At 51.1% G+C, this 22,043-nt stretch carries 19 protein-coding genes; 2 read left to right on the forward strand and 17 right to left on the reverse strand.

Annotated features, from left to right (window positions below; genetic code table 11):
* Positions 1-149: 149 nt before the first annotated feature.
* Positions 150-1,511, forward strand: coding sequence for an amidase (locus ABXT40_RS09810; RefSeq protein WP_443645423.1), 1,362 nt, complete (start codon positions 150-152; stop codon positions 1,509-1,511).
* 18 nt (positions 1,512-1,529) lie between these two features.
* On the opposite strand, the gene ABXT40_RS09815 is transcribed toward ABXT40_RS09810, so the two are convergent.
* The 7 genes from ABXT40_RS09815 to ABXT40_RS09845 form a co-directional block, all read right to left on the reverse strand.
* Positions 1,530-4,640, reverse strand: coding sequence for an efflux RND transporter permease subunit (locus ABXT40_RS09815; protein WP_443645424.1), 3,111 nt, complete (start codon positions 4,638-4,640; stop codon positions 1,530-1,532).
* Entirely contained in the window at positions 4,637-5,752 is a 1,116-nt protein-coding gene (locus ABXT40_RS09820) for an efflux RND transporter periplasmic adaptor subunit (protein WP_443645425.1), read from the reverse strand. Before ABXT40_RS09820 ends, ABXT40_RS09815 begins: the two co-directional genes overlap by 4 nt.
* A 162-nt stretch (positions 5,753-5,914) precedes the next feature.
* Positions 5,915-7,528, reverse strand: coding sequence for a GMC family oxidoreductase (locus ABXT40_RS09825; protein ID WP_443645426.1), 1,614 nt, complete (start codon positions 7,526-7,528; stop codon positions 5,915-5,917).
* A 169-nt stretch (positions 7,529-7,697) separates the two neighbouring features.
* Positions 7,698-8,387 (reverse strand): orotate phosphoribosyltransferase, encoded by a 690-nt coding sequence (locus tag ABXT40_RS09830; RefSeq protein ID WP_443645427.1) that lies wholly within the window; start codon positions 8,385-8,387, stop codon positions 7,698-7,700.
* A gap of 182 nt (positions 8,388-8,569) precedes the next feature.
* Positions 8,570-10,384: a translational GTPase TypA gene (typA, locus tag ABXT40_RS09835; RefSeq protein WP_443645428.1), complete on the reverse strand. Its 1,815-nt coding sequence runs from the start codon at positions 10,382-10,384 to the stop codon at positions 8,570-8,572.
* A gap of 76 nt (positions 10,385-10,460) precedes the next feature.
* Positions 10,461-11,153 (reverse strand): aquaporin, encoded by a 693-nt coding sequence (locus ABXT40_RS09840; RefSeq protein ID WP_443645429.1) that lies wholly within the window; start codon positions 11,151-11,153, stop codon positions 10,461-10,463.
* Complete coding sequence (locus ABXT40_RS09845; RefSeq protein WP_443645430.1) at positions 11,140-11,649, reverse strand: arsenate reductase ArsC; 510 nt, start codon at positions 11,647-11,649, stop codon at positions 11,140-11,142. The genes ABXT40_RS09840 and ABXT40_RS09845 overlap by 14 nt, the downstream gene beginning before the upstream one ends.
* 91 nt (positions 11,650-11,740) lie before the next feature.
* Between ABXT40_RS09845 and ABXT40_RS09850 the strand changes: the two genes are divergently transcribed.
* Entirely contained in the window at positions 11,741-11,911 is a 171-nt protein-coding gene (locus tag ABXT40_RS09850) for a DUF2256 domain-containing protein (RefSeq protein WP_443645431.1), read from the forward strand.
* Here ABXT40_RS09850 and ABXT40_RS09855 read toward each other — a convergent pair.
* From ABXT40_RS09855 to ABXT40_RS09900, 10 genes are all read right to left on the reverse strand, one after another.
* The gene (locus tag ABXT40_RS09855) at positions 11,891-12,373 is read right to left on the reverse strand and encodes a YaiI/YqxD family protein (RefSeq protein WP_443645432.1); all 483 of its coding nucleotides are present in this window, start codon (positions 12,371-12,373) and stop codon (positions 11,891-11,893) included. The genes ABXT40_RS09850 and ABXT40_RS09855 overlap by 21 nt on opposite strands.
* 62 nt (positions 12,374-12,435) lie before the next feature.
* Positions 12,436-12,873, reverse strand: coding sequence for a hypothetical protein (locus ABXT40_RS09860; protein ID WP_443645433.1), 438 nt, complete (start codon positions 12,871-12,873; stop codon positions 12,436-12,438).
* 157 nt (positions 12,874-13,030) lie between these two features.
* The gene (locus ABXT40_RS09865; RefSeq protein WP_443645434.1) at positions 13,031-13,726 is read right to left on the reverse strand and encodes a response regulator; all 696 of its coding nucleotides are present in this window, start codon (positions 13,724-13,726) and stop codon (positions 13,031-13,033) included.
* Positions 13,727-13,743: 17 nt separating this feature from the next.
* Complete coding sequence (gene phoU / locus ABXT40_RS09870) at positions 13,744-14,454, reverse strand: phosphate signaling complex protein PhoU (RefSeq protein ID WP_443645435.1); 711 nt, start codon at positions 14,452-14,454, stop codon at positions 13,744-13,746.
* Positions 14,455-14,462: 8 nt separating this feature from the next.
* A complete protein-coding gene (gene pstB / locus ABXT40_RS09875; RefSeq protein WP_443647006.1) occupies positions 14,463-15,227 on the reverse strand; it encodes a phosphate ABC transporter ATP-binding protein PstB in 765 nt (254 codons plus the stop codon).
* 26 nt (positions 15,228-15,253) lie between these two features.
* The gene (pstA, locus tag ABXT40_RS09880; RefSeq protein ID WP_443645436.1) at positions 15,254-16,573 is read right to left on the reverse strand and encodes a phosphate ABC transporter permease PstA; all 1,320 of its coding nucleotides are present in this window, start codon (positions 16,571-16,573) and stop codon (positions 15,254-15,256) included.
* The gene (pstC, locus tag ABXT40_RS09885) at positions 16,566-17,981 is read right to left on the reverse strand and encodes a phosphate ABC transporter permease subunit PstC (RefSeq protein ID WP_443645437.1); all 1,416 of its coding nucleotides are present in this window, start codon (positions 17,979-17,981) and stop codon (positions 16,566-16,568) included. Before pstC ends, pstA begins: the two co-directional genes overlap by 8 nt.
* Before the next feature lie 200 nt (positions 17,982-18,181).
* Positions 18,182-19,204, reverse strand: coding sequence for a substrate-binding domain-containing protein (locus ABXT40_RS09890; RefSeq protein WP_443645438.1), 1,023 nt, complete (start codon positions 19,202-19,204; stop codon positions 18,182-18,184).
* Between the two features lie 203 nt (positions 19,205-19,407).
* A complete protein-coding gene (locus ABXT40_RS09895; RefSeq protein ID WP_443645439.1) occupies positions 19,408-20,469 on the reverse strand; it encodes an ATP-binding protein in 1,062 nt (353 codons plus the stop codon).
* Positions 20,470-20,532: 63 nt separating this feature from the next.
* Positions 20,533-22,041 carry a Ppx/GppA phosphatase family protein gene (locus ABXT40_RS09900; RefSeq protein ID WP_443645440.1) on the reverse strand — a complete coding sequence of 503 codons (1,509 nt, stop codon included), beginning with the start codon at positions 22,039-22,041 and terminating at the stop codon, positions 20,533-20,535.
* Positions 22,042-22,043 lie beyond the last annotated feature (2 nt).

The raw sequence follows: 22,043 nt of genomic DNA on the forward strand, positions 1-22,043 counted from the left end.
CTTTTACAGGCCCGATCGGCCTTTTTGATTTTACATCTTGCCTCGCAAAACGATGGCATAATAAACTTACCTAACACAAGTGCGTTTCACAAAACCCATCCGCATCAGAAATTGCGTGATTTTCACCTTCAGCAAAGCCATATCTTGCCATGACCTATTCTATAAAAGACCTTGCCGCCCAGCTTCAAACCGGTTCACAAGGCGCCCGCGCCCTTGTCGAAGATTGTCTGGCCGCGATTGATGACCCAAATGGCGAAGGCCAGCGCAGCTTTATCGAGGTCTATCACGACCGCGCGCGCAAAGAGGCTGATGCCGTTGATCATGCCCGCAAACAGGGATGGAGCCTTCCGGCCTTTGCCGGGATTCCGCTGTCGATCAAAGATCTGTTTGATGAGGCGGGCATTGTCACCCGCGCCGGATCAAAGATTTTGCAAGATGCCACCCCGGCAAACAGTGACGCAACCGTTCTGGCCCGATTAAAGGCCGCCGGATTTATCGTGATTGGCCGCACCAATATGACCGAATTTGCCTTTTCTGGTCTTGGCACCAATGCCCATTATGGTGATGCGCGTTGCCCGTTTGAACGCGATCCGAATGACATCACCAAAGGCCGTGTAGCGGGTGGGTCATCATCTGGAAGCGCCGTTTCAATCAGCGATGGTATGGCGCCAGCAACGATTGGATCAGATACTGGCGGATCGACCCGCGCCCCAGCCGCCTTTTGCGGTATTGTTGGCCTGAAACCAACAACAACACGCATGCCATCTGATGGTATTTTTCCGCTATCACGGTCTTTTGACGCGGCGGGGCCAATGGCAAATACGGTATCGTGCTGCGCCATTTTAGACAGTTTAATGGCTGGCGGATTGGGCGAAGATGAGGCGGCTTTTGCGGTGAAGGGGCTTCGGCTTGCCCTTCCTAAAGGATATCTGTTTGAAGATCTTGACCCGCATGTCGCCAGCAGCTTTGCCGCGGCAATTGACCGGTTATCTGCTGCGGGCGCCGATATCAGCGATATCACCCTTGCCGAAATCGAAGCCTTGCGCCCAAGCAACAACACCAAAAGCATTGTCGCTGCCGAGGCCTATCATCTTCATCAGTCAAATCTTGAAGCTGGCAAGGGCGACCAATATGACCCGCTGATCGCCTTTCGCATTCAAGGCGGAAAAGATATTCTGGCAAGTGAATATATTGAGATGTTCGCAACACGCAAACGGATATGGGCGGCTGTGCAAACGGCTGTTCGAGGTTATGACGCGCTTATCCTGCCAACATCACCAGCACTGCCACCAGCCTTATCATCGCTAAGTGATATTCAGGCCAAGACCACGCAAAATGCCAAATGCCTTCGCAATACGGCCATCTCTAACTATCTTGACCGGCCAACAATCACCATTCCCTGCCATCCGGCAGGCACTGGCCCTGTCGGTGTTTCGCTTGTCGGATCACGCCAGCATGACCGCCGGCTATTGGCGATTGCCGCCGCAAGCGAGTCGATCATCCGCGGCTAAATCACATTAAGGGTCGATTTATACCGATTTTGGCTGGCGCTGGAAAAAGCGCGCGCCATTGTCAAGCAGAACAGGCAGTTTTGCGCCAAGAACAAGCATTGCCGGTGTCGCCACCAAAGTAAGCATGGTGGCAAAGGTCAGGCCGCCAGCAATCGTGCTTGATAGCTGTGTCCACCATTGCGATGATGGCGCACCAATCAGAATTTCCCGATCAACCAAAATAATGGTCATTTCAAACACCATCGGAATCAAACCCAGAATGGTCGTAATCGCGGTCAAAATAACTGGCCGGAATCGAACCAGCCCTGACCGGAACGCCGATTCAGACGGGGAATAGCCGCGTTTGCGATATTCGTTAAACGTGTCGATCAACACGATATTATTATTCACTACTATACCAGCAAGCGCGATCACGCCAAGCCCCGACATAACAATACCAAAGGGGCGGCCACTAATCCACAGCCCCAAAAACACCCCGCCTGTCGATAGGATGATTGCCGACATTGTGACAATCGCCTGCCAGCCCGAATTGAACTGAACCATCAGCACGATCACCATCAACAACAGTGAAATGCCAAACGCCTTGCCAAGAAAACTCTGCGTTTCGGCAATATCTTCACCCTCGCCACCAAATTGGACATCAACCGCATTCTTGATCGGATTTTCCGCCAAGGACTGGCGCAATTTTTCAATCATATCGGCAGGCAATAATCCGGTTTTTACGCTCGATTGAATATACATGTAACGCTGGCCATCTTTGCGTTCGATATCACCGCCCTTGATTCGTGGTTCAAGGCTAGCAAATACTGAAAGCGGCACATAAGACCCATCAATTGTTGGCACGCGCAATTCTTTTAACCGGTCAAGATTACGCTGATCGCCCATAAAGCGCATGACGACATCCAATTCGTCCTCTGAATCATCTGGCCTGTAATCTGAAATGCGCATGCCGCGGGTCAGCATTTTAATCATCATGCCAAGGCCGGAAATGGAAACACCATGACGGCTGGCAGCGTCGCGATCAGTAACAAGTGACCATTCGGTTCCGGGCAAGGGACGACTGTCCGTTACATCAATGAAACCACCAATTTCATTCATTCTGGCGATCATATCGCTTGTCGCCGCGCCGATTTCATCAAGTGAAATGCCGACAATATCAATACGGATTGGCTGGGATGACCCCGGGCCTTGCTGCTGTTTCTGGATATTATAATCGGCACCAGCAAGCGCGGTAACACGCGCCCGCATCTCGTCAATTAGAACCTCGGCCTTGTCGCGCTCCTGCCAATCGGCGAAAACGGTACGGATCGTACCAATTGAATCACGCGGTGCCTGATTACCAGCCCCGCCCGACCGGAAAGATTTGCCATAGAAATCACGAATCCCGGGCTGCGTCAAAATGCTGTCTTCGGCGGTTTTGACCAGCTTGTCGCGTTCTTTGGCTGACAAATCACCGCGCGCCAGCACTTGTACCTGTGCTTGATCCGGCTCGATATCAGGAAAGAAAGACACACCAAGACCAGCCAAAGCATAGCCATAAAATGACACAACCATAAACCCAACAACACTAACCATCACAATGGCTGGCCGGTGGATGGCAAATTTCAAAATCGCCCGATAAAATCGCGGTGCCGTTGCTGAAATCGCAGTTGAATCAATGCGCTTTTTTCCAATGAAACCACCAAGCACCGGAATGAAAATCAGCGCCATCAGCAGTGATGCAATCAACACCGCAATCACCGTCATTGGCAGATATTGCATAAATTGCCCAACAATGCCTGGCCAGAATAATAGGGGCATAAACACCATCAAGGTGGTGATTGTTGACGAAATAATCGGCCATGCCATGCGTTGCGCGCCAATCTTATAGGCCTCGCGCCGGTTTTTCCCCATGGCGATTTGTCGATCGGCATATTCGGTGGTGACAATCACCCCATCAACAAGCATGCCGGCAACAAGAATCAAAGAGAACAAAACAACGATATTCATCGTGATGCCAAGCGCATTTAGCGCCGTGATGCCAACAAAGAATGATCCGGGAATGGCAAGACCAACAAGGGTTGCATTGCGAAGCCCCAAAGTGGCAAGAACAACAACCATCACGATAATGACCGCGGCGCCAACATTATTTCCAAGGTCGCGAAGCAGATTGCGAACCTGTTTTGAATCATCAAATAAATAGCTGACTTTCACTTCGGGGCTGATTTGCGGGGCAGCCGCATCAATGATCGTACGCGCCGCCTCAACCACTTCAATGACGTTTGACCCCACCCGTTTGCGAACATCAAGAACAATGGCTTTTTCGCCATTGACCCGTGACCAGCCTTGCGCCTGCTGGAATGTCCGGCGCACAACGGCAACATCACCAAACCGGATGCTGTTTCCGTTCTTTGCCTTGATCGGCATATTAATCAGATCATCAACCGATTCCAAAATGCCCGGGACTTTGACCACAAGACGTCCACCGCCATCATCAATTGCACCGGCGGTCACAAGCTGGTTGTTATTGCGAACAAGCTGGGTTACCGCTGCCGGATCAAGCCCATAGGCTTCCATCGCTGCCGCATCGACCAGAATTTCCAAAACCTCTTTGCGGTCACCGCCAATATCGACTTTCAAAATACCCGGCAAGGATTCGAGCCGATCTTTAATACGGCGTGCCGCCTGTACCATTTCGCGTTCAGGAACCGGCCCGTAAAGAGCAGCCGTCAAAACTGGAAATAGCGACAGGCTAACTTCGACCACTTTTGGTTCATCAGCATCCGGCGGCAAATCAGGTTTGGCGTCATCAACCGCCTTGCGAACATCGGCAATGGCTTTGTCAATATCCTCACCAGCGGCAAATTCCAGCGATACCGACCCATAGCCTTCAGCTGAAACCGAAGTCATTTTATCTAGACCTTCAACCGAACGAAGCTGTTTTTCTAGCGGCTTGACCAAAAGCCGTTCAGCATCTTCAGGCGAAATGCCATCATAAGATACCGACACATAGGCTACGGGAATATCAATGTCGGGTTTGGCTTCTTTGGGGATGCTGAGATAAGAAGAAACACCAACGGCAAACAGCATCACCATCGCCACCAAAACGGCGCCTGCGCGTGAAAATGCCGCCTCGATGATTTGATTCATGATGCGCTCGCAAGCTTGTAATTGACCGCTCCGCCATCCTCGACAAAGCCCTGACCAACTGTTAGCAAAATGGCACCATCCGGCAGACCAGATACAAACACAGTTTCCGCCCCGGCCCGAACAACCTCGACAGGCAATGCCACCGCCTTGCCATCAACGGCAATTTTGGCTGTTAAAATGCTATTTTCAGCAACTGATAAATGCGCTGGTGACATGGCAAACGCCTGCAAAATGCCAGCATCAATTGTTGCCTCGACACTCATTCCGGCGCGTAATTTACGGTCTTGGTTCGGCAGATCAATCGTCACATCAAATGTACGGGTTGCTGGATTTGACTTTGACGCAATTTTTGACACGGTTCCGTGACGCGATCCATTGCCCGCGATTTGCACTTTCACCTTGCTGGCAATTTTGATCCGGCTCACTTCATTTTGCGGAACCGCAACAACTACCGATAAAACATCAAGGCCAAGAATCGTTGCGGTAGCAGTATCGCGACGCACGCGCTCGCCCTTTTCGACATGCAAGGTTTCAAGAAGACCCGAGACCGGCGCAACAATCACCGTATCGCTCAATTGTTCTTCAAGTTTCCGAAGATTGACCTTGGCCGTGGCATAGGCTGCCGCACGCTCGGCCTGCTCAAGCGGCGCACTGAAATTTTCCTTGGCAAGACGCTCGGTCACTTCGCGGCGGCGTTTGGCAACTTCAAGATTGGCCTTGGCAGCGTTGATCTGTTCGGCAAGCGTGCCTGTATCAAGCCGCACCAAAACATCGCCAGCGGCAACATCATTGCCCTCAATCGCATCAAGCGAAATGATCTGTCCATCAGCCTTTGCCGAAACGGTCATTTCAAATTTGGCCTTGCTGACACCGCTTGCCCGAATAATGCGGGTGATTGGTTGATTCTTGACCTCTACAGCCGACACCAATAACCCCTTTTCTGGTGATCCAGATTCGGTGGTTACCGTTGGCGCAGTAATCGTTGACGTGGCCGATGCCGAATCTTGTAATGCGGTGCCATCAGCCTTGCCAAACAAATCACCCGACAGCATCCAGCCAGCAACCGCCAGCGCGACCGCGCCTGCCAACAGGTAAGAGGATTTTAATTTCATTGTTAAAGCCTTGCTTTTTTCGCGGCACCCGCGAGAGTTATCAATGGGGTTTATATAGGCGTATTTTACCTTTGTCGCAAGGTGACCCGCCTGAGCCAAACCATCATCCAACAACCCTTAATAACCAGCGTTAAACAAGTTTTGCCAATAATCTTGGTCTTGTCAGCCGGTTTGTGCCGCAAGGATTAGCTGGGCGGCCTTATACGCCAGCATGATCGTTGGCGCATTCAAATTGGCCGAGGTGATATTCGGAAACACCGAAGCATCAGCAATGCGCAGTCGGTCAATGCCATGTACCCGCAATGATGGATCAACAACAGCATGCGCTGCATCTGGCCCCATCCGGCAAGTGCCACAAGGATGAAAAACCGTGCCGCTTCGGTCCCGAAAATCATCAATGATGGCCTGACCTGACATGGCCGATAGTCCGGTTTCACACGGCGCTGCCAACAGCCCCTTTATTGTGGCGCTATCCTGCATCTTGCCAATCAAACGCGCCATCGCCACCACATCATCCACATCACGCTGATCTGACAGGTAATTGCCATCAATGCGCGGCGGTTGCCGCCAATCAGGGCTGGTAATTTCAATCTGGCCAGTACTAAAGGGACGACATGCGTTAAAGCTGAAAACAAAGCCTGATTCACGGTCGGGCAAAATGGGCTGACGCCCGCCTTGCGGGTTGGGGCGATAGGTGATGGGATTGATATAGATCTGCATATCGGGTCTTGGCGCGTTGGGTTTCGCACAAAGCAGCCCACCAAGCTGGTTAACGCCAAGCGATAACGGGCCTTTTCTCTGCAAAAGATATTGTAATCCAGCAAGTGCCACCCGCGGCCAACTGCCAAGAATGGCGTTCAGCGTTGGCTGGTTCGCCTTTTGGTAATAATTGATACCAAGATGATCAGATAAATGCAGCCCTACATTTGGCTGATCAAGAACAGCTTCAATGCCATGGCGTTGGCTGATCGCGCCCGGACCAATGCCGGATAATTGCAGAATCTGCGGCGAATTTACCGCGCCAGCCGACAAGATGATTTCACATGATGCCGCCAAACGGATCGCCTTGCCCTTTTGCATCACATGCACCGCAACAGCCCGCCCATCGGCAGTTTCGATACGCGTTGCCATCGAGTCGGTCATAATGGTTAAATTTGGGCGGCCACGGGCTGGCGTCAAAAAGGCTTGTGATGATGAACAACGCTGGCCTTTACGGGTGGTGATAAAATAGGGATAGATGCCCACACCACTCAGTTGGCAGGCAGCTTCGCTTTGCAAGCCCATCTCATTTGCCATTGCAAAGAAATATGATTTTAGCGGGTGATATTCATCGGCAACATCACTAACCGTCAATTTGCCCATTCGTGCGGGCTGAATATCGACGCGGATAATATCTTCAAACGCATCATAGACCGGTTTGATAGCATGATAGTCCCAGCCCGGATTTCCTGCCGCCGCCCAATCATCATAATCGGCTGGTTGGCCATGATGATAGACAAGCGCATTGATCGAGCTTGACCCGCCAAGAATTTTGCCACGCGGCCAATATAGCTGGCGATTGCCAAGGCCGGTTTCAGGAATCGTATGATAAGCCCAATTGATCGTTTCATCATGGAAGGTCATGCCATAACCAATCGGGGTTTTGACCCAAAAGCGGTTATCGGTCGGCCCAGCCTCGATCAGCAACACCTTGAATTTGCCGCTACTGCTAAGGCGGTTAGCAAGAACGCATCCCGCCGATCCAGCACCGATAATGATATAATCGAAATCCGCCATTGGCCGCACCTAATATGCTTGCAGCGGGAAAAAGGTTCCCGCCCGTTTTGCCCGATTATTCTGCACAATCACTTTTGGTTGCTAGCAAAAAATCTCAGCAAAGCATTGGCTTGATTTAACCATGGTTGCAAATGGAAATGCAAAACAGGCGCAAGATAAATCAAATTAGTTAGACGCCGCCATGTGCCTTTGACCATTCACGCGGATTATTCAGGAAATCTTCGACAGCGGCCAATGTTTTTGGATCAAATCTTTTTGAATCCTTGCATTCGGCAAGAACATCCCACCATGTTGCCAGATAGTGAAGGCTGATGCCACCTTCGGCAAGGCGGGCGGGTGTATCTTTGAAAATATCGTAATAGAAAATCACGAATGTATGCGCGACCTCTGCACCGGCGGTGCGCATGGCCTCAACAAAATTCAGCTTGCTGCCGCCATCGGTTGTCAGATCTTCGACAAGCAAAATACGCTGGCCTTCGGCAATATAGCCTTCGATCCGCGCATCACGGCCAAAGCCTTTTGGCTTTTTGCGGACATATTGCATCGGCAGATGAGTTCGCTCGGCAAGCCATGCCGCAAACGGAATACCAGCTGTCTCGCCGCCCGCCAAGGCATCAAGTGATTCATAGCCGATATCATTTAAAATGACCGTTGCGCCATAATCCATCATGGCCGACCGCATCCGCGGGAAAGAAATGATCTTTCGGCAATCAATATAGACGGGGCTCATCATGCCAGAGGTCAGTTTAAACGGCTCATCCGCACGAAACAGAACCGCGTCAATTTCAAGAAGCATCCGTGCCACCGACCGAGCCATCGCAGCCTTGTCATAAACATGCTTGAAACCGTCACCTGCCATCATCTTATCCTCGGTCTGTTTTTTTTAAAAAATAGAGCAACAAGCGGCTAATCTTGGCTAAGACAAGCCACCAGTTTATTGGGATGGAATCATATCGGCTAATTCGCGGCTTGTCATTATGCCAGTTGACGCGGCGTACCAATACGCGGCACGCCGTCAACCATCATGGTCGGGCAAAGCCTTTAGGCGCGCGCTGCCCGCTTGCGCTCATGCGGGCAAAGATACATCTTGCGAAGCCGCAAATTCAGCGGCGTGACTTCAAGCAATTCATCTTCGTTGATATAGGCCATCATCTGTTCAAGAGACATACGACGCGGCGGCACAAGCTTGACAGCCTCATCTGTGCCAGATGAACGAACATTAGTAAGCTGTTTCCCTTTGAGGACATTAATTTCAAGATCGTTGTCACGGTTGTGTTCACCAACAATCATGCCCTGATATACCGGTGTCTGGGGCGTCACGAACATTTGCCCGCGATCCTGAAGATTGAACAAAGCATAGGCAACAGCAACCCCTGAGTCAGTCGAGATCAACGCGCCATTGCGACGGCTCTCTATAGGACCTTTGTGCGGCGCATAGGAGTCAAAAATGCGGTTTAAAACACCAGTGCCTCGTGTCTGGGTCAAAAACCGACTTTGATAGCCAATCAGACCACGCGACGGTGCGCGAAATACAAGACGGGTTTTCCCGGCACCAGCAGACCGCATATCGAGCATCTCCCCCTTGCGGCGGTTCAAACTGTCAACAACACCACTGGAGAACTCCTCATCAACATCAATCGTCACCTCTTCCATCGGCTCTAACCTCTGGCCAGACTCATCTTTTTGATATAAGACCTTGGGCCGCGAGACGGTCATTTCAAACCCTTCCCGGCGCATGGTTTCGATCAACACACCCAATTGCAATTCGCCGCGGCCACCAATCTCAAAAGAGTCCTTGCCGCCACTTTCGGCAAATGTGATCGCCACATTGGTTTCCGCTTCAGCCAAAAGCCTCTCACGGATGACAGTTGATGTCACTTTTTTGCCTTCGCGACCCGCTAACGGTGAGTCATTTACCATAATGGTAACTGACATCGTTGGTGGATCAATTGGCGTTGCCAGCAATGGTGCGGTCACTTCAGGTGAGCAAATCGTATCTGCAACAGATGTTTTGGCCAAACCAGCAATGCAGATGATGTCTCCAGCTTGGACCTTGTCAACAGGAATACGGGATGCACCTTCAAATTTAAGAAGCTTAGTCAAACGGCCTGTTTCAATAACCTTACCATCAAGGTTCAAACCCCGAACACTGTCATTGACTGAAGCACTGCCCTGCGCAACCCGCCCAACAAGGCAGCGGCCAAGATAGGGGTCAGCATCAAGCAAAGTTGCCAGCATCGCAAAAGGCGCGTCCTGATCGACTTGCGGTGGACGAACATGCTCGAGAATAACATCAAGAAGTGGGTGCAAATTGTCACGCGGATCTTCCAGTTCACGAACACACCAACCACTGCGACCCGATGCATAGAGAATTGGAAAATCAAGCTGTTCTTCTGATGCATCAAGCGCAACAAACAGGTCAAACACTTCATTGACCACCTCTTCAGGGCGGCCATCGCTTCGGTCAATCTTGTTGATAATCACAATCGGGCGCAGCCCTTGCGCCAGAGCTTTGCCAAGAACAAATTTTGTCTGCGGCATTGGCCCTTCGGCAGCGTCGGTTAACAAAATCACCCCGTCAGCCATACTGAGAACGCGTTCGACTTCTCCGCCAAAGTCAGCGTGGCCAGGCGTATCAATAATATTGATACGCACATCTTTCCAAGTAACAGATGTTGGTTTGGCAAGAATGGTGATGCCGCGTTCTTTTTCAAGATCACCTGAATCCATCAGCCGTTCATCGACCTGCTGGTTTTCGCGGAACATGCCGCTTTGTTTCATGATCGAATCAATTAGCGTTGTTTTGCCATGATCAACATGGGCAATGATGGCTATATTGCGTAGCTCTTGGGTCATATAATGTCTCTTGGGTTGGCGATTTCTATCCGCGCCGCATTCCTATAGCCAATGCGCCCGAATGGAAAGCATTATTTTACGAAGCGGCTTTACCATCGCTTTGCTCATGCGGTGCAAATAACCAGCCAGCAAGACGGCAAGCAGGCCAAACAGCCAGCATTTGCGCCAGAATAAAAAACGGCATATCGCCTACAGCGATGCCCGAAAAGCTGTCGGTCAATGACCGCGCAATGGTAACGGCTGGATTGGCAAAGCTTGTTGAGGCGGTGAACCAGTAGGCGGCGGTAATATAAAGTCCAACCATCCATGCCACCGCATCCGGCCGGTGCCTGATGCCGCCAAAAATCACCATTAACAGGCCAAAAGTGGCAACCCATTCAGATCCATATTGATGAATCCCGCTGCGCAAATTCGTTGCGTCCTGCAAGATTGGCGCGGCAAACATCCAATGCGCCAACAAGGTGCCACAAACGCCACCAGCAACCTGACAGGTGATGTAAAAGAGTGCCACCCTGCCTGACAAGGCCCCTTTCAGGGCAAAGGCAGCGCTAACCGCCGGATTGAAATGCGCGCCAGATACCGGCCCAAGCATGGTTATTAGCACCACAAGAATGGCGCCAGTTGCAATGGTATTGCCAAGCAACGCCAGCGCAACATTATTATTTGCCAAGGTTTCGGCCATGATTCCCGAACCAACAACCGTCGCCACCAAGGCCAATGTTCCAAACCATTCAGCAAATAGCCGTTTTGAAAGATCATTTCGGGTCATTATGCCCTGCCTCACTTTGGCCGATTGACCGCGCCAGATCACCAATTGTTTCAGCCGTGGGGTTGCTGGCGATCAAGGCACGAATCCTGCTGCTCATTTCTTCATAGGTGGTTTGAAAGGCCGAAACAATCTTTTCATGACTGCCATCAATGGCGGCAGGGTCGGCAACGCCCCAATGGGCCACCTGCGGATGGCCCGGCCAAATAGGACAGGTCTCGCCAGCCGCATTATCGCAAACCGTGACAATCAAATCCATCTTCGGCGCATCATCGCCGGCAAAGACATCCCATCGTTTCGACGCGGCAAAATCAACGTCAATATCATGGTCTTGAAGAATCAGAAGCGCATAGGGGTTTGGTTTTCCCGTTGGCTGCGAGCCAGCCGAATAGGCACGAAATTGATTATGACCTAACGCGCGCAGCACGCCTTCGGCAATCAATGACCGCGCCGAGTTCCCCGTGCAGAGAAATAAAACATGTAACGGCATGGATGACATTGTTTTTCCTTATGAGCGTGATGGGCTCTAATGACCATGAGTGAGCATGATAGGCCTTGCCGCGAACCGCAACGATGCATAGCCTGTGAATATGACAAAAATGTTAAAAAAAGCCAATCTGCCAGAAAAAATATGCGCTAGCTGCGGCAGGCCATTTCAATGGCGCAAAAAATGGGCGCGTGATTGGGAACAGGTGCGCTATTGCTCGAAACGCTGTCAAGGCGTTGGTGCCGCGCCATCATCACGGTCGCCGCAAGGCTAAAGATTGGGCTTTGCGAATTTCCGCCTCAAGCGCATTGCGAAACCGCGACCGGTCTTTGGCTGAAAAAGCCGCATTGCCGCCTTTGCGACCAGATTGCGCCAAAAAGGGATCAGCCGCCCGAATATCAGCCATCAAATCGCGGGTTGCCAACTGGCCACCAATATTGGCACTGGTAAAGATATCGCCATTATGCCGGATTGCCGCCGCGCCATTGCCAAGCACCTTGGCCGCAAGCGGAATATCCCCCGTAATCACGATATCGCCTTCATGCGCTTGATCAGCAATATATTTATCAGCCATATCGGCACCTTCACTGACAATCACCAGCTCGACAAGCGGGTTTGCCGATGGCCGAATGCCCCCATTTGCAACAATCACAAGACGAAGCTGATGACGACTGGCAATCGCTTCGGCTTCGGCTTTTACCGGACAAGCATCTGCATCAATATAGATGGTTGGCATTTTCATCCGCTCTTTCACATGACCCAAGGATGACAGGTTATTACGCAACGGCCAATTGTTGGTTACTTGCTGAGTGCAACAACAGTTGCTTCAATCGCGGCCTGTTCGATCACTTCATTCACAAGGCTGTTTTTCAACACTTCGCCAATTGGCACTTCATCAATAAAAATACCAAAATCATCGCGGCCGAAAAGATTGGCCGGAACCCATGCAAACACTGGCCGATGCCCCTTTGGGGCGGTTCGTTCAATTTCATCCGACAAGGCTTCGGGGTCATCAAATGCCGTTGTAACCGCAACCGCGACAAAAAATTTCTGTTTGCCTTCGCGTGCCACATCAACCGTAACCGGCATTGTCACCACAACATCACCCGCACCAGTCGCGCTGATATATTGGTCAAGAACGCCATCATATTCATCAATGATCACCGCCAGCGGCACGAAATGCGCTGGCGCGTCGCTATAGTGATGTGATGCGCCGCGCTTTGTTGTCTTTGCCATATTTTCAAACCTTGTTATTTGCCGATCTGGCGATACTAATCTGGCGGGTGCTGATCTCTGGTTGGCCTGTCATCACGCCGTCTAGACCGGTGATACAATATTCTGATGATCTTGCTAATGTTTTTATCGAGGATTGGCAATCACCCCGCATTTTCAATCATCCAGATTGAAGGGCATAGCCACTGCCGCGCACGGTGCGGATCAGATTTGGCAAAGGTGCATCACCTGCCTGATCAAGCGCCTTGCGAAGCCGGCTTAAATGAACGTCAACCGTGCGTTCTTCAACATAAACGCCATGCCCCCAAACCATGTCAAGAAGCTGGGATCGGCTAAACACCTGACCGGGACGTTCAATCAAGACCGACAAAAGCTGATATTCCTTTGGCCCAAGCGCCACCCGAACGCCGCCACGAAACACTTCCATCCGGCTTGGGAATAGCTGTAAATCCTCGAATTCCAGAACATCATTCATCAAGGCGGGGCGCGATCGCCGTAAAAGCGCCTTGACCCGCGACACCAGCTCGCGCGGTGAAAAGGGTTTCGACATATAATCATCAGCCCCGGTATCCAGCCCAAGCGTGCGGTCGCCTTCTTCACCGCGGGCGCTGAGAATGATGATTGGCAGTAATTTCGTATCGGCGCGTGACCGCAATATCCGGCAAAGTTCGATACCCGACATATGCGGCATCATCCAGTCAAGAACTACCAAATCAGGGTGCCAATCCTCAATCATTGTCATCGCGGCCTGACCATCATGCGCCTGCGCAACGTCGAAACCGGCCTGCACCAGATTATAGGACAAAAGCTCCAGCTGGTTCAGCTCATCATCGGCAATCAGGATTTTTACCGGCATCAATCTCTATCTCAAAATCAGGTTCCAACGACCTTGCTGGTTTTATCGGCTTTTGGCCGGTCTTCATCAGGCATTGCGCCTTCAACAAGGAAATGCACCTGTTCGGCTATGCCGGTCGCATAATCACCAATCCGTTCAATGTTTTTGGCGATAAACAAAAGATGTGCGCCAGTACCAACCATATTCGGGTTGCGCGACATCGAGGCCAAGACCTCTTTATGGAATGCGGTATGCATGTGATCCACCTCGATATCACGGCGCCAAACGGCAAGCGCCATTTCCGCATCGCGATTTTGATAGGACTTCATTGCATCCCGCACCATTTCTTGCGTCACCTGACCCATACGGCCAATATTCACACCCGGAATATTTTCATTGCCAGCGGTCATAATCACCTTGGTGCGGTTGGCGATATTGCGGGCATAATCACCCATGCGCTCAAGAATCGTTGCCACTTTCAACGCCACCAAAACATAGCGCAAATCCTTGGCACGCGGCGAGCGGATTGCAATGACCTCAATCGCCTTTTCATTGATTTCGGCCTCAAGCGCATCAAGCGCGGCATCGCCTTTAATAACCTTATCAAGATTGGCTTGATTTTGCATTGCCAGCCCTTCGATGGCGCCTTCAAGCTGTTGGCATGCCAAATCGCCAAGCTGTTGCAATGCGTCATTCAGGATCATCAAATCCTGATCAAAAGCCGAGCTGATATGTTTTTGTGTATCCATAATTTTTCCTAACCAATTTTACCAGAGATATAGGCTTCGGTCTGTTCGTTTTTCGGCAAGGTAAACACGTCTTTGGTATCGCCATATTCAACCAGCGTTCCAAGATGGAAATAAGCGGTTTTCTGCGACACCCTTGCCGCTTGCTGCATCGAATGGGTGACAATCAGAATGGTAAAGCGCTGCTGTAATTCACTGATCAATTCCTCAATCACCGAGGTGGCAATCGGATCAAGTGCCGAACAAGGCTCATCCATCAACAGAACATCCGGCCCAACCGCAATCGCACGCGCAATGCAAAGCCGCTGTTGCTGGCCACCCGAGAGGCCGGTTGCCTGATCGGCGAGCCGGTCAGCAACCTCACCCCAAAGACCGGCTTTTTTCAGGCTGTCTTCAACCATGTCATCAAGCTCGCTTTTGCTTTGTGCCAGCCCATGAATGCGCGGCCCATAGGCCACATTTTCAAAAATTGTTTTGGGAAAGGGGTTCGGTTTTTGAAACACCATCCCGATGCGCGCCCGAAGCAAAACCGGATCGGTTTGTGGGCTGTTCACATCAACATCACCCATCATGATCGACCCTTCAACACGGCAGCTAGGGATGACATCATTCATGCGGTTAAAACAGCGCAGAAAGGTTGATTTGCCGCAACCTGACGGGCCAATAAATGCCGTTACCGACCGATCTTCAATATCAATCGACACATTGTTCAAGGCTTGTTTTTCACCATAAAACACATTGACATCTTTGGCCTGAATCTTGATGGCATTTGCCATATCCACGACTGGATCCATCGAATTTGTTACCACTTCTTCTCAAATTTCCGGCGCAACAGAACCGCCGAAATATTCATTGTAATCAAAAAGGTCAAAAGCACCATAATTGCCAGTGACGACCGTTCGTAAAAAGCGCGTTCGGCACTATCTGACCAGATGTAAATCTGTACCGGTAATGCCGTTGCCGGATCGGTTAGGGTGGCTGGCACATCAACGATAAAAGCAACCATGCCAATCATGATCAGCGGCGCGGTTTCACCAAGCGCCTGCGCGATGCCAATGATGGTTCCGGTTAAAATCCCCGGCGCGGCAAGCGGCAAAACATGATCAATTGCGGCCTGCATGCGTGACGCCCCAAGCCCAAGCGCAGCATCACGGATCGAGGTTGGCACCGCACGAATTGACGCGCGTGTGGCAATGATAATGGTCGGCAAGGTCATCAGCGCCAGCACCATCCCGCCAACCAGCGGGGCTGATCGCGGCATGCCAAAAAACCCAAGAAAGACCGCAAGCCCCAAAAGGCCAAAAACGATTGACGGTACCGCTGCCAGATTATTGATATTCACTTCGATAAAATCGGTCACGCGGCCAGGCGGGGCAAAATATTCCAAATAGACAGCCGCCATAACAGCTAGTGGCAAAGCCAGCAACACCGTCACGAATAATGCCATTGCCGACCCAACCGTCGCACCAAGGACGCCAGCGCTTTCTGGCTCACGCGAATCTGCCGCGGTGAAAAATGTATCATTAAACACAAGCCGGATACGATCATCCGCAACAAGATTATCAATCCAGCCAATTTGCTGATCGGATAACCGGCGCTGGGATTCGTGAAGGTTGCGGTCAAGCCGGCCCTTCATAAGCATATCGACATCATCCGATGTTTTGATCCACAGCTTTGTCTCGCCTATGGGGATAGACCCCTTTGCCTCGATTTGGCGACGAAGGTCATAGCCTGCATTTTTCGACAGAATCTCAACAAGCGCACGCTGGTCAAGCATCGCTGTCACATCTGGAAATTCGGCGCGGAACGCTTTTTTGATCAGGCCGTTCCAGTTAAATTTACGCGCCTTCACCGGATCAATTGTACCATTATCATTTTGCAGTTTTTCGGCTGGAATGGTCAGCGCAATCTGCAATTCGGTCTGCTGGATTGCGGTATAGCCATTGCTGATGATCGTTGTCAGCAGGATCGCAAGAAAGCTGATCGCCGTCACAATCGCCATAATGCCATAGGTTTTCAGCCGCCGTGATGCGGCATGACGTTTTTTCAAGCCTTGCGCAATTTTTTCAAATCGCGCTTGGGTTTCGGCATCAGGCTGGATCATTTCGATAGGGTTATTCATAACGTTGTCCTAACCTGCGTGACGCGGTCAGCGCGGCAATATTCAGCAGCAAAGTAATCACAAACAAGGTCATGCCAAGCGCAAAGGCCGATAATGTTTTCACCGAGTCAAATTCGTTATCGCCAGTCAAAAGCATGACAATCTGAACGGTCACAGTGGTCACGGATTCTAGCGGGTTTATCGTCATATTTGCCGCAACACCTGCCGCCATGACCACAATCATGGTTTCGCCGATCGCACGGCTGATGGCCAATAAAAAGGCACCGACAAGGCCAGGGAACGCGGCCGGCAAAACAACCCTTATGATGGTTTCGCCTCGCGTGCTTCCCAACCCATAAGCACCATCGCGCAATGATTGCGGCACCGCCGTAATCACATCATCCGATAATGAGGAAATGAACGGAATGATCATGATTCCCATCACACCGCCAGCGGCAAGCGCACTTTGCGATGACACATCAAGCCCGACAAACAATCCAAGATCGCGGAAAAAAGGAGCCACCGTAAGCGCCGCAAAAAACCCGTAAACAACGGTTGGCACACCGGCCAGAACCTCAAGCGTTGGTTTGACAATATTACGCACCCGCCGCGAGGCAAATTCAGATGTATAGATGGCTGAAAACAACCCGATTGGCACCGCCACCGCCATCGCAATTACCGCCACCAGCAAGGTGCCAGCCATCACCGGAACCATGCCAAATGACCCTGTTGATCCGGCCACAAATTCGTCTGCAGCCGCAGCGTCAGCCGGGCGAAGCGCGGTCATTGGCGACCAATGCGTGCCAAAGAAAAAATCAAACAGCGAAATTTCGCGGAAAAACCGAACGGCCTCGAACAGCAGTGACGCCACGATGCCAATCGTTGTCAGAATTGCCACAACTGCCGATAAAAAGAATAAGCGGCGTAAAAATGCCTCACACAGCACGCGGGCGCGCAATTCGGGCGACACCCGCCGGAAGGCATAGAAAAAGCCGACACACATCACCGCCGCCAAAGTCAGGCTACGGGCGCGGTCAGCCGAGGCCTGCGCGGCACGAAGCAATTCGGCCTGCGCAGCCATCACCGCGTCAGGTGCTTTGATATAGCCTGAAGCGATATTGACAAGCTGTGCCATTTTCAAATTCAAAAACGAGTCCGGCAGATTCGGATAGGCGGCAACCATCCGCGCCTTGGCCGCGCTTGTCAGCATCGGATCAGCGGCAAACATCCAGATCAACGCCAGTAAAATTGCCGGCACCAGAACCCATAGAGATACATAGAATCCGTAATATTGATTTAGCGAGTGCGATTTGGTCTGGCTGGCAATAGCTTGTTTGCGAACACGTCCAGTTGCCAGATAAAATGACAGAAATGCGGCCGCAATTGTCGCCGCAAAAACCACGAGTTTTGGTGAAAGAAAATCACTCATACTGCCCTACATAACCTAAAATCAAACATGCCTATTCCGGCGCCTACCCTATTTTACAATGCCCGCATTACCATCTAGACCCTGGGTCATTGACGGCAGGCAAGCGTCTATCTTTGCCTAGCATGCCAATGGTCAAAACAAAAGACATGCCACAAACTGAAACATCGTTTGTAGCATGCCGTTTTTATTTTAGGCTTTGCCTAGAGCGCGTCGCGCGCCGCAACCTGCTTGGCAAAATCATCTTCTGATAGAGGCACCAGACCTGCTGGGAACAGATAGCCATCAAGTCCCATCGCTTTTTCCGAAACAAATTCATTGATGAATTCTTTCAGACCCGGAATCACGCCAACATGTGCTTTTTTCACATAGAAAAATAGCGGGCGAGCTGCCGGATATTTGTATGAGGCAACATTTTCAAAATTCAGCTCAACACCATCAAGAAGGGCGGCCTGCACCTTGTCGCGATTCTGATCAAAGAATGAATAGCCAAAGACACCAAACATATTCTGGTCAGCGACAAGCTTTTCAATGATCAGTGAATCATTTTCGCCAACTTCAATGGCGGCACCGTCCTCGCGCAGCTTTTTATATCCGCTTCCGTCAAGCCCAAGCTTTTTCCAGCCATGTTTCATGAATAATTCGCCCATCGCATCACGGGTGCCTGAGGTTGGCGGAGGAACCATGATTGAAACCGGAATATTTGGCAAACCGGCAAGATCGCCGCCAATTCGTTTGGCGGTATAGGCATCAACATCGGCCCAAGTCTCTAGCTGGTTCGGGGTTGCATCTGATGCGCCATCGGCCTGAAATGGCAATTCAGCGGCCAATGCGGCGGCAACATGTGCAATCGAGATCTTAAAATGCTGTCCCTTTAGGCTGTTGGCAAAAGCGATTCCATCATTGCCAACGATAAATTCTTGAAAAGCGACACCAGCGTCAGCACACATCTTGGCTTCTTTGCTTTTGATTGCGCGCGATGCATTGGTTACATCGGGATATTCAACACCAATCCCTTTACAGAACAGCTTCATGCCGCCGCCAGTCCCAGTGGATTCGATAACCGGTGTTTTAAAACCGCTTGATTGACCGAATTTTTCGGCAGCGATCGTTGAAAACGGATAGACAGTTGACGAGCCGACAATTGAAATCTGGTCTCTTGCTTGCGCTGCGGTTGACAGGGCAAGGCTGGCAATCATGCCTGCAATCAAAGGGGTGAAACGCATCTCATTCTCCTATATACACAATCCGTCAAACGATCCATATCGTCTGATCGCGTTCAGATTTAGCGCCTAAGTGCGACAGTTAAATGACAGCGATGTTACAGTTTTATGACAAAGTCGGTTTTTTTGAAAATTTAGTGCCGATTAGCAGCATGATCGGGGCGTTAAACGGAGATCATCACTGCGGGATCATCACTGCGGGATCATCACTGCGGGGTCACCACAGGTGCCAGCGGCAAATCAACCGAAAATTTTGTTGTTTCACCAAGCGTGCTGGTGATTGACAGGCTGCCGCGATGCCGGTTGACGATATGTTTCACAATGGCAAGCCCAAGACCCGTACCGCCAATCTGGCGTGATCGGGCTTTATCAACACGGTAAAAACGTTCGGTCAAGCGTGGCAAATGGCGCTCTTCGATTCCCTCACCAAAGTTGGTAACGTCAATACGCACATGACGCGGTGCCACCATCGTGATGGCAAGCGTAATATCACTGCCATCAAACCCGTATTTGATCGCATTTTCCAAAAGATTAACAAACACTTCGGTAATCTCATCATGTTTGCCGAAAATCACCGGCAGCGCGGCTTGCGATTGTGCATCATCGGGCTGGGTAATTTTGATATTCATATTCTTTTTCATCGCGCGACCACTCATGCTATCGCCGACCGAATGCAGCAATTCAGCTAGATTCACCCGATTGTCGGGAATGATATGTTCATCCACCTCGACGCGCGATAATGACAATAGATCATCAATCAGCCGCGACATGCGTTTGGCTTCTTCATCCATGATCGTCAAGAACCGCATCCGCATCGCCGGATCGGGCACTTCATCCGACAGCATGGTTTCAACAAACCCAGCAAGGCTGGTGAGCGGCGAGCGTAATTCATGGCTGACATTGGCAACGAAATCACGCCGCACCTTTTCCAGATTGCGTTGCAGGGTCATATCCAGAAACAATAGCGCAACCGATTGATCGCCAATCCGCTGCAGACGCATTCGAAATTCGCGCTGTATGATATTGGTTGGCTCATAGCGCATTTCGCACCGCTTAGCATCATCCGCTGCCTTGGTAAACAAGTCACCAATATTGGGGTGATTGATCACATCAAAGATCATCTGTCCGGTCAGATTTTCGCCAAACCAGCGCACCGCCGCCGGATTTGCCGACCGGATAACCCCATCAAGATTAGTCAGGATCAACCCATCATCAAGCATGTCACCAATCTGGCTGATAGGCGATTGCGTATGGCTATCTTGTGACATGATCATTTCTCATTTGGTGTTGAGCCGGGGGTATTGGACGGGTCATCGACAAGCCACAAAAACCTAGTCATAAATCACTTCGGTACTGCAATTTGCCGATGCTGCAAAATCAACGAACCGGCGTTGGCAATGCGAATCAAACAGGCCACGCACCGATGGATCAATATGCAACTGCATCACATCTGGTTGGCATTCAAGCCGGATATTTTTCAGAGATTCGCATGTTCCGGCACTGAAGATCAGCGCAAAGCGCAAGGCAAGCCCAACGGTCAACGCCTCGCCACGCCGTTTCGCGCGAAGCAGGCTATCCATTTCTTCAGGATGCGGCTTGTTCTGCTTTAGCCCAACATAGCGGTGATACAGCACCATCGCCAACCAGATACGTTCCTTATGCGTCATGCAATTCACTGGCAGACCAAGCACCCGCCGTGCGGCAAGATCACCGCGCATATCGCTATGTTCGTGCCAACACATATCAGCAAGATTACAGGCCACATCAAGCAACCGCGCAAAGCCGGGTTTGCGGCCAATGGTCAAGGGCTGCAAAAACTGTTTCAGCGCATCCGACACACCAACAAACCGGCCGCCAGCTCCAGCAATTTCCTGACTGATCGCCACCAGAAAATCGGCTCTTTGGGTTTCGTTCAACTCATTGATGGCAACAACACCATCCCGAATGCTGGTGCCGCTGACAACTACCCGACGCACCGCCGCAATATCAACCAGCGCCCGAATGATTTTTGCCGCCATCGGCATGGTGCGTTGCCGCGCCATCGGCACACCGTCAAGCGCTGAGTCGGGCTGGATAAAATCATCGCATAGCGTCATCGCCATCTCGCTACTGATCTTGAGACCATGAAGCACCGGCAGGGGATAATCCTCGCGTCCGATAAAAGCCAATCCGAGCGCTCTAAAACTACCACCAACGCCGAATAGCTGCTTGGCGGCAAAGCTTTTGATCCAGCCAATTTGCGTGAATGCTGCGATGATTTCGGCCTCATCGGCATTTGATAAATGGCCATAATTCAAACTGACCGAATGCCGAATCTCGCCTTTTTTCAGTGCCACAATTTCGATGCTGCCACCGCCAAGATCGGCGACCAACCCACTCGCCTCAGGCACGTTCAAGGTCAGGCCACGCGCCACATGGGTTGCTTCTTCTTGTTGCGACAAAACCTGAATCGGCTGGCCAAGAATAATCTCGGCAGGACGGCGAAATTCATCACCATTGCCAGCCCGTCGAACCGCCGCGGTTGCTACCGGATAACAGCTATCAACCTTCATCGCACGAATGATGGCGGCAAACCGCGCCAAGGTTTCAAGAGCAACCGCAATACGGTCACTGGCAAGCATGCCGGTTTCATCAAGCCCCGCACCAAGCCGGCAATTTGATCGCTCGTCAAATAATGGTGCCGGATAAGCACCATTCTTGCCATAGATCACCAGCCGAACCGAGTTTGAGCCAATATCAATCACCGCAATGCGCGCGGTTGGTGGCACAGCATCTTGATAGGCGATATGCGACAGCCGTTCGGCAACAGTCATGGGTGATTGATTTGCAGAAGAGCTCATTG

The organism is Candidatus Ponderosibacter sp. Uisw_141_02 (assembly GCF_048087665.1).
In the GTDB taxonomy this organism is placed as follows: domain Bacteria; phylum Pseudomonadota; class Alphaproteobacteria; order Puniceispirillales; family Puniceispirillaceae; genus UBA3439.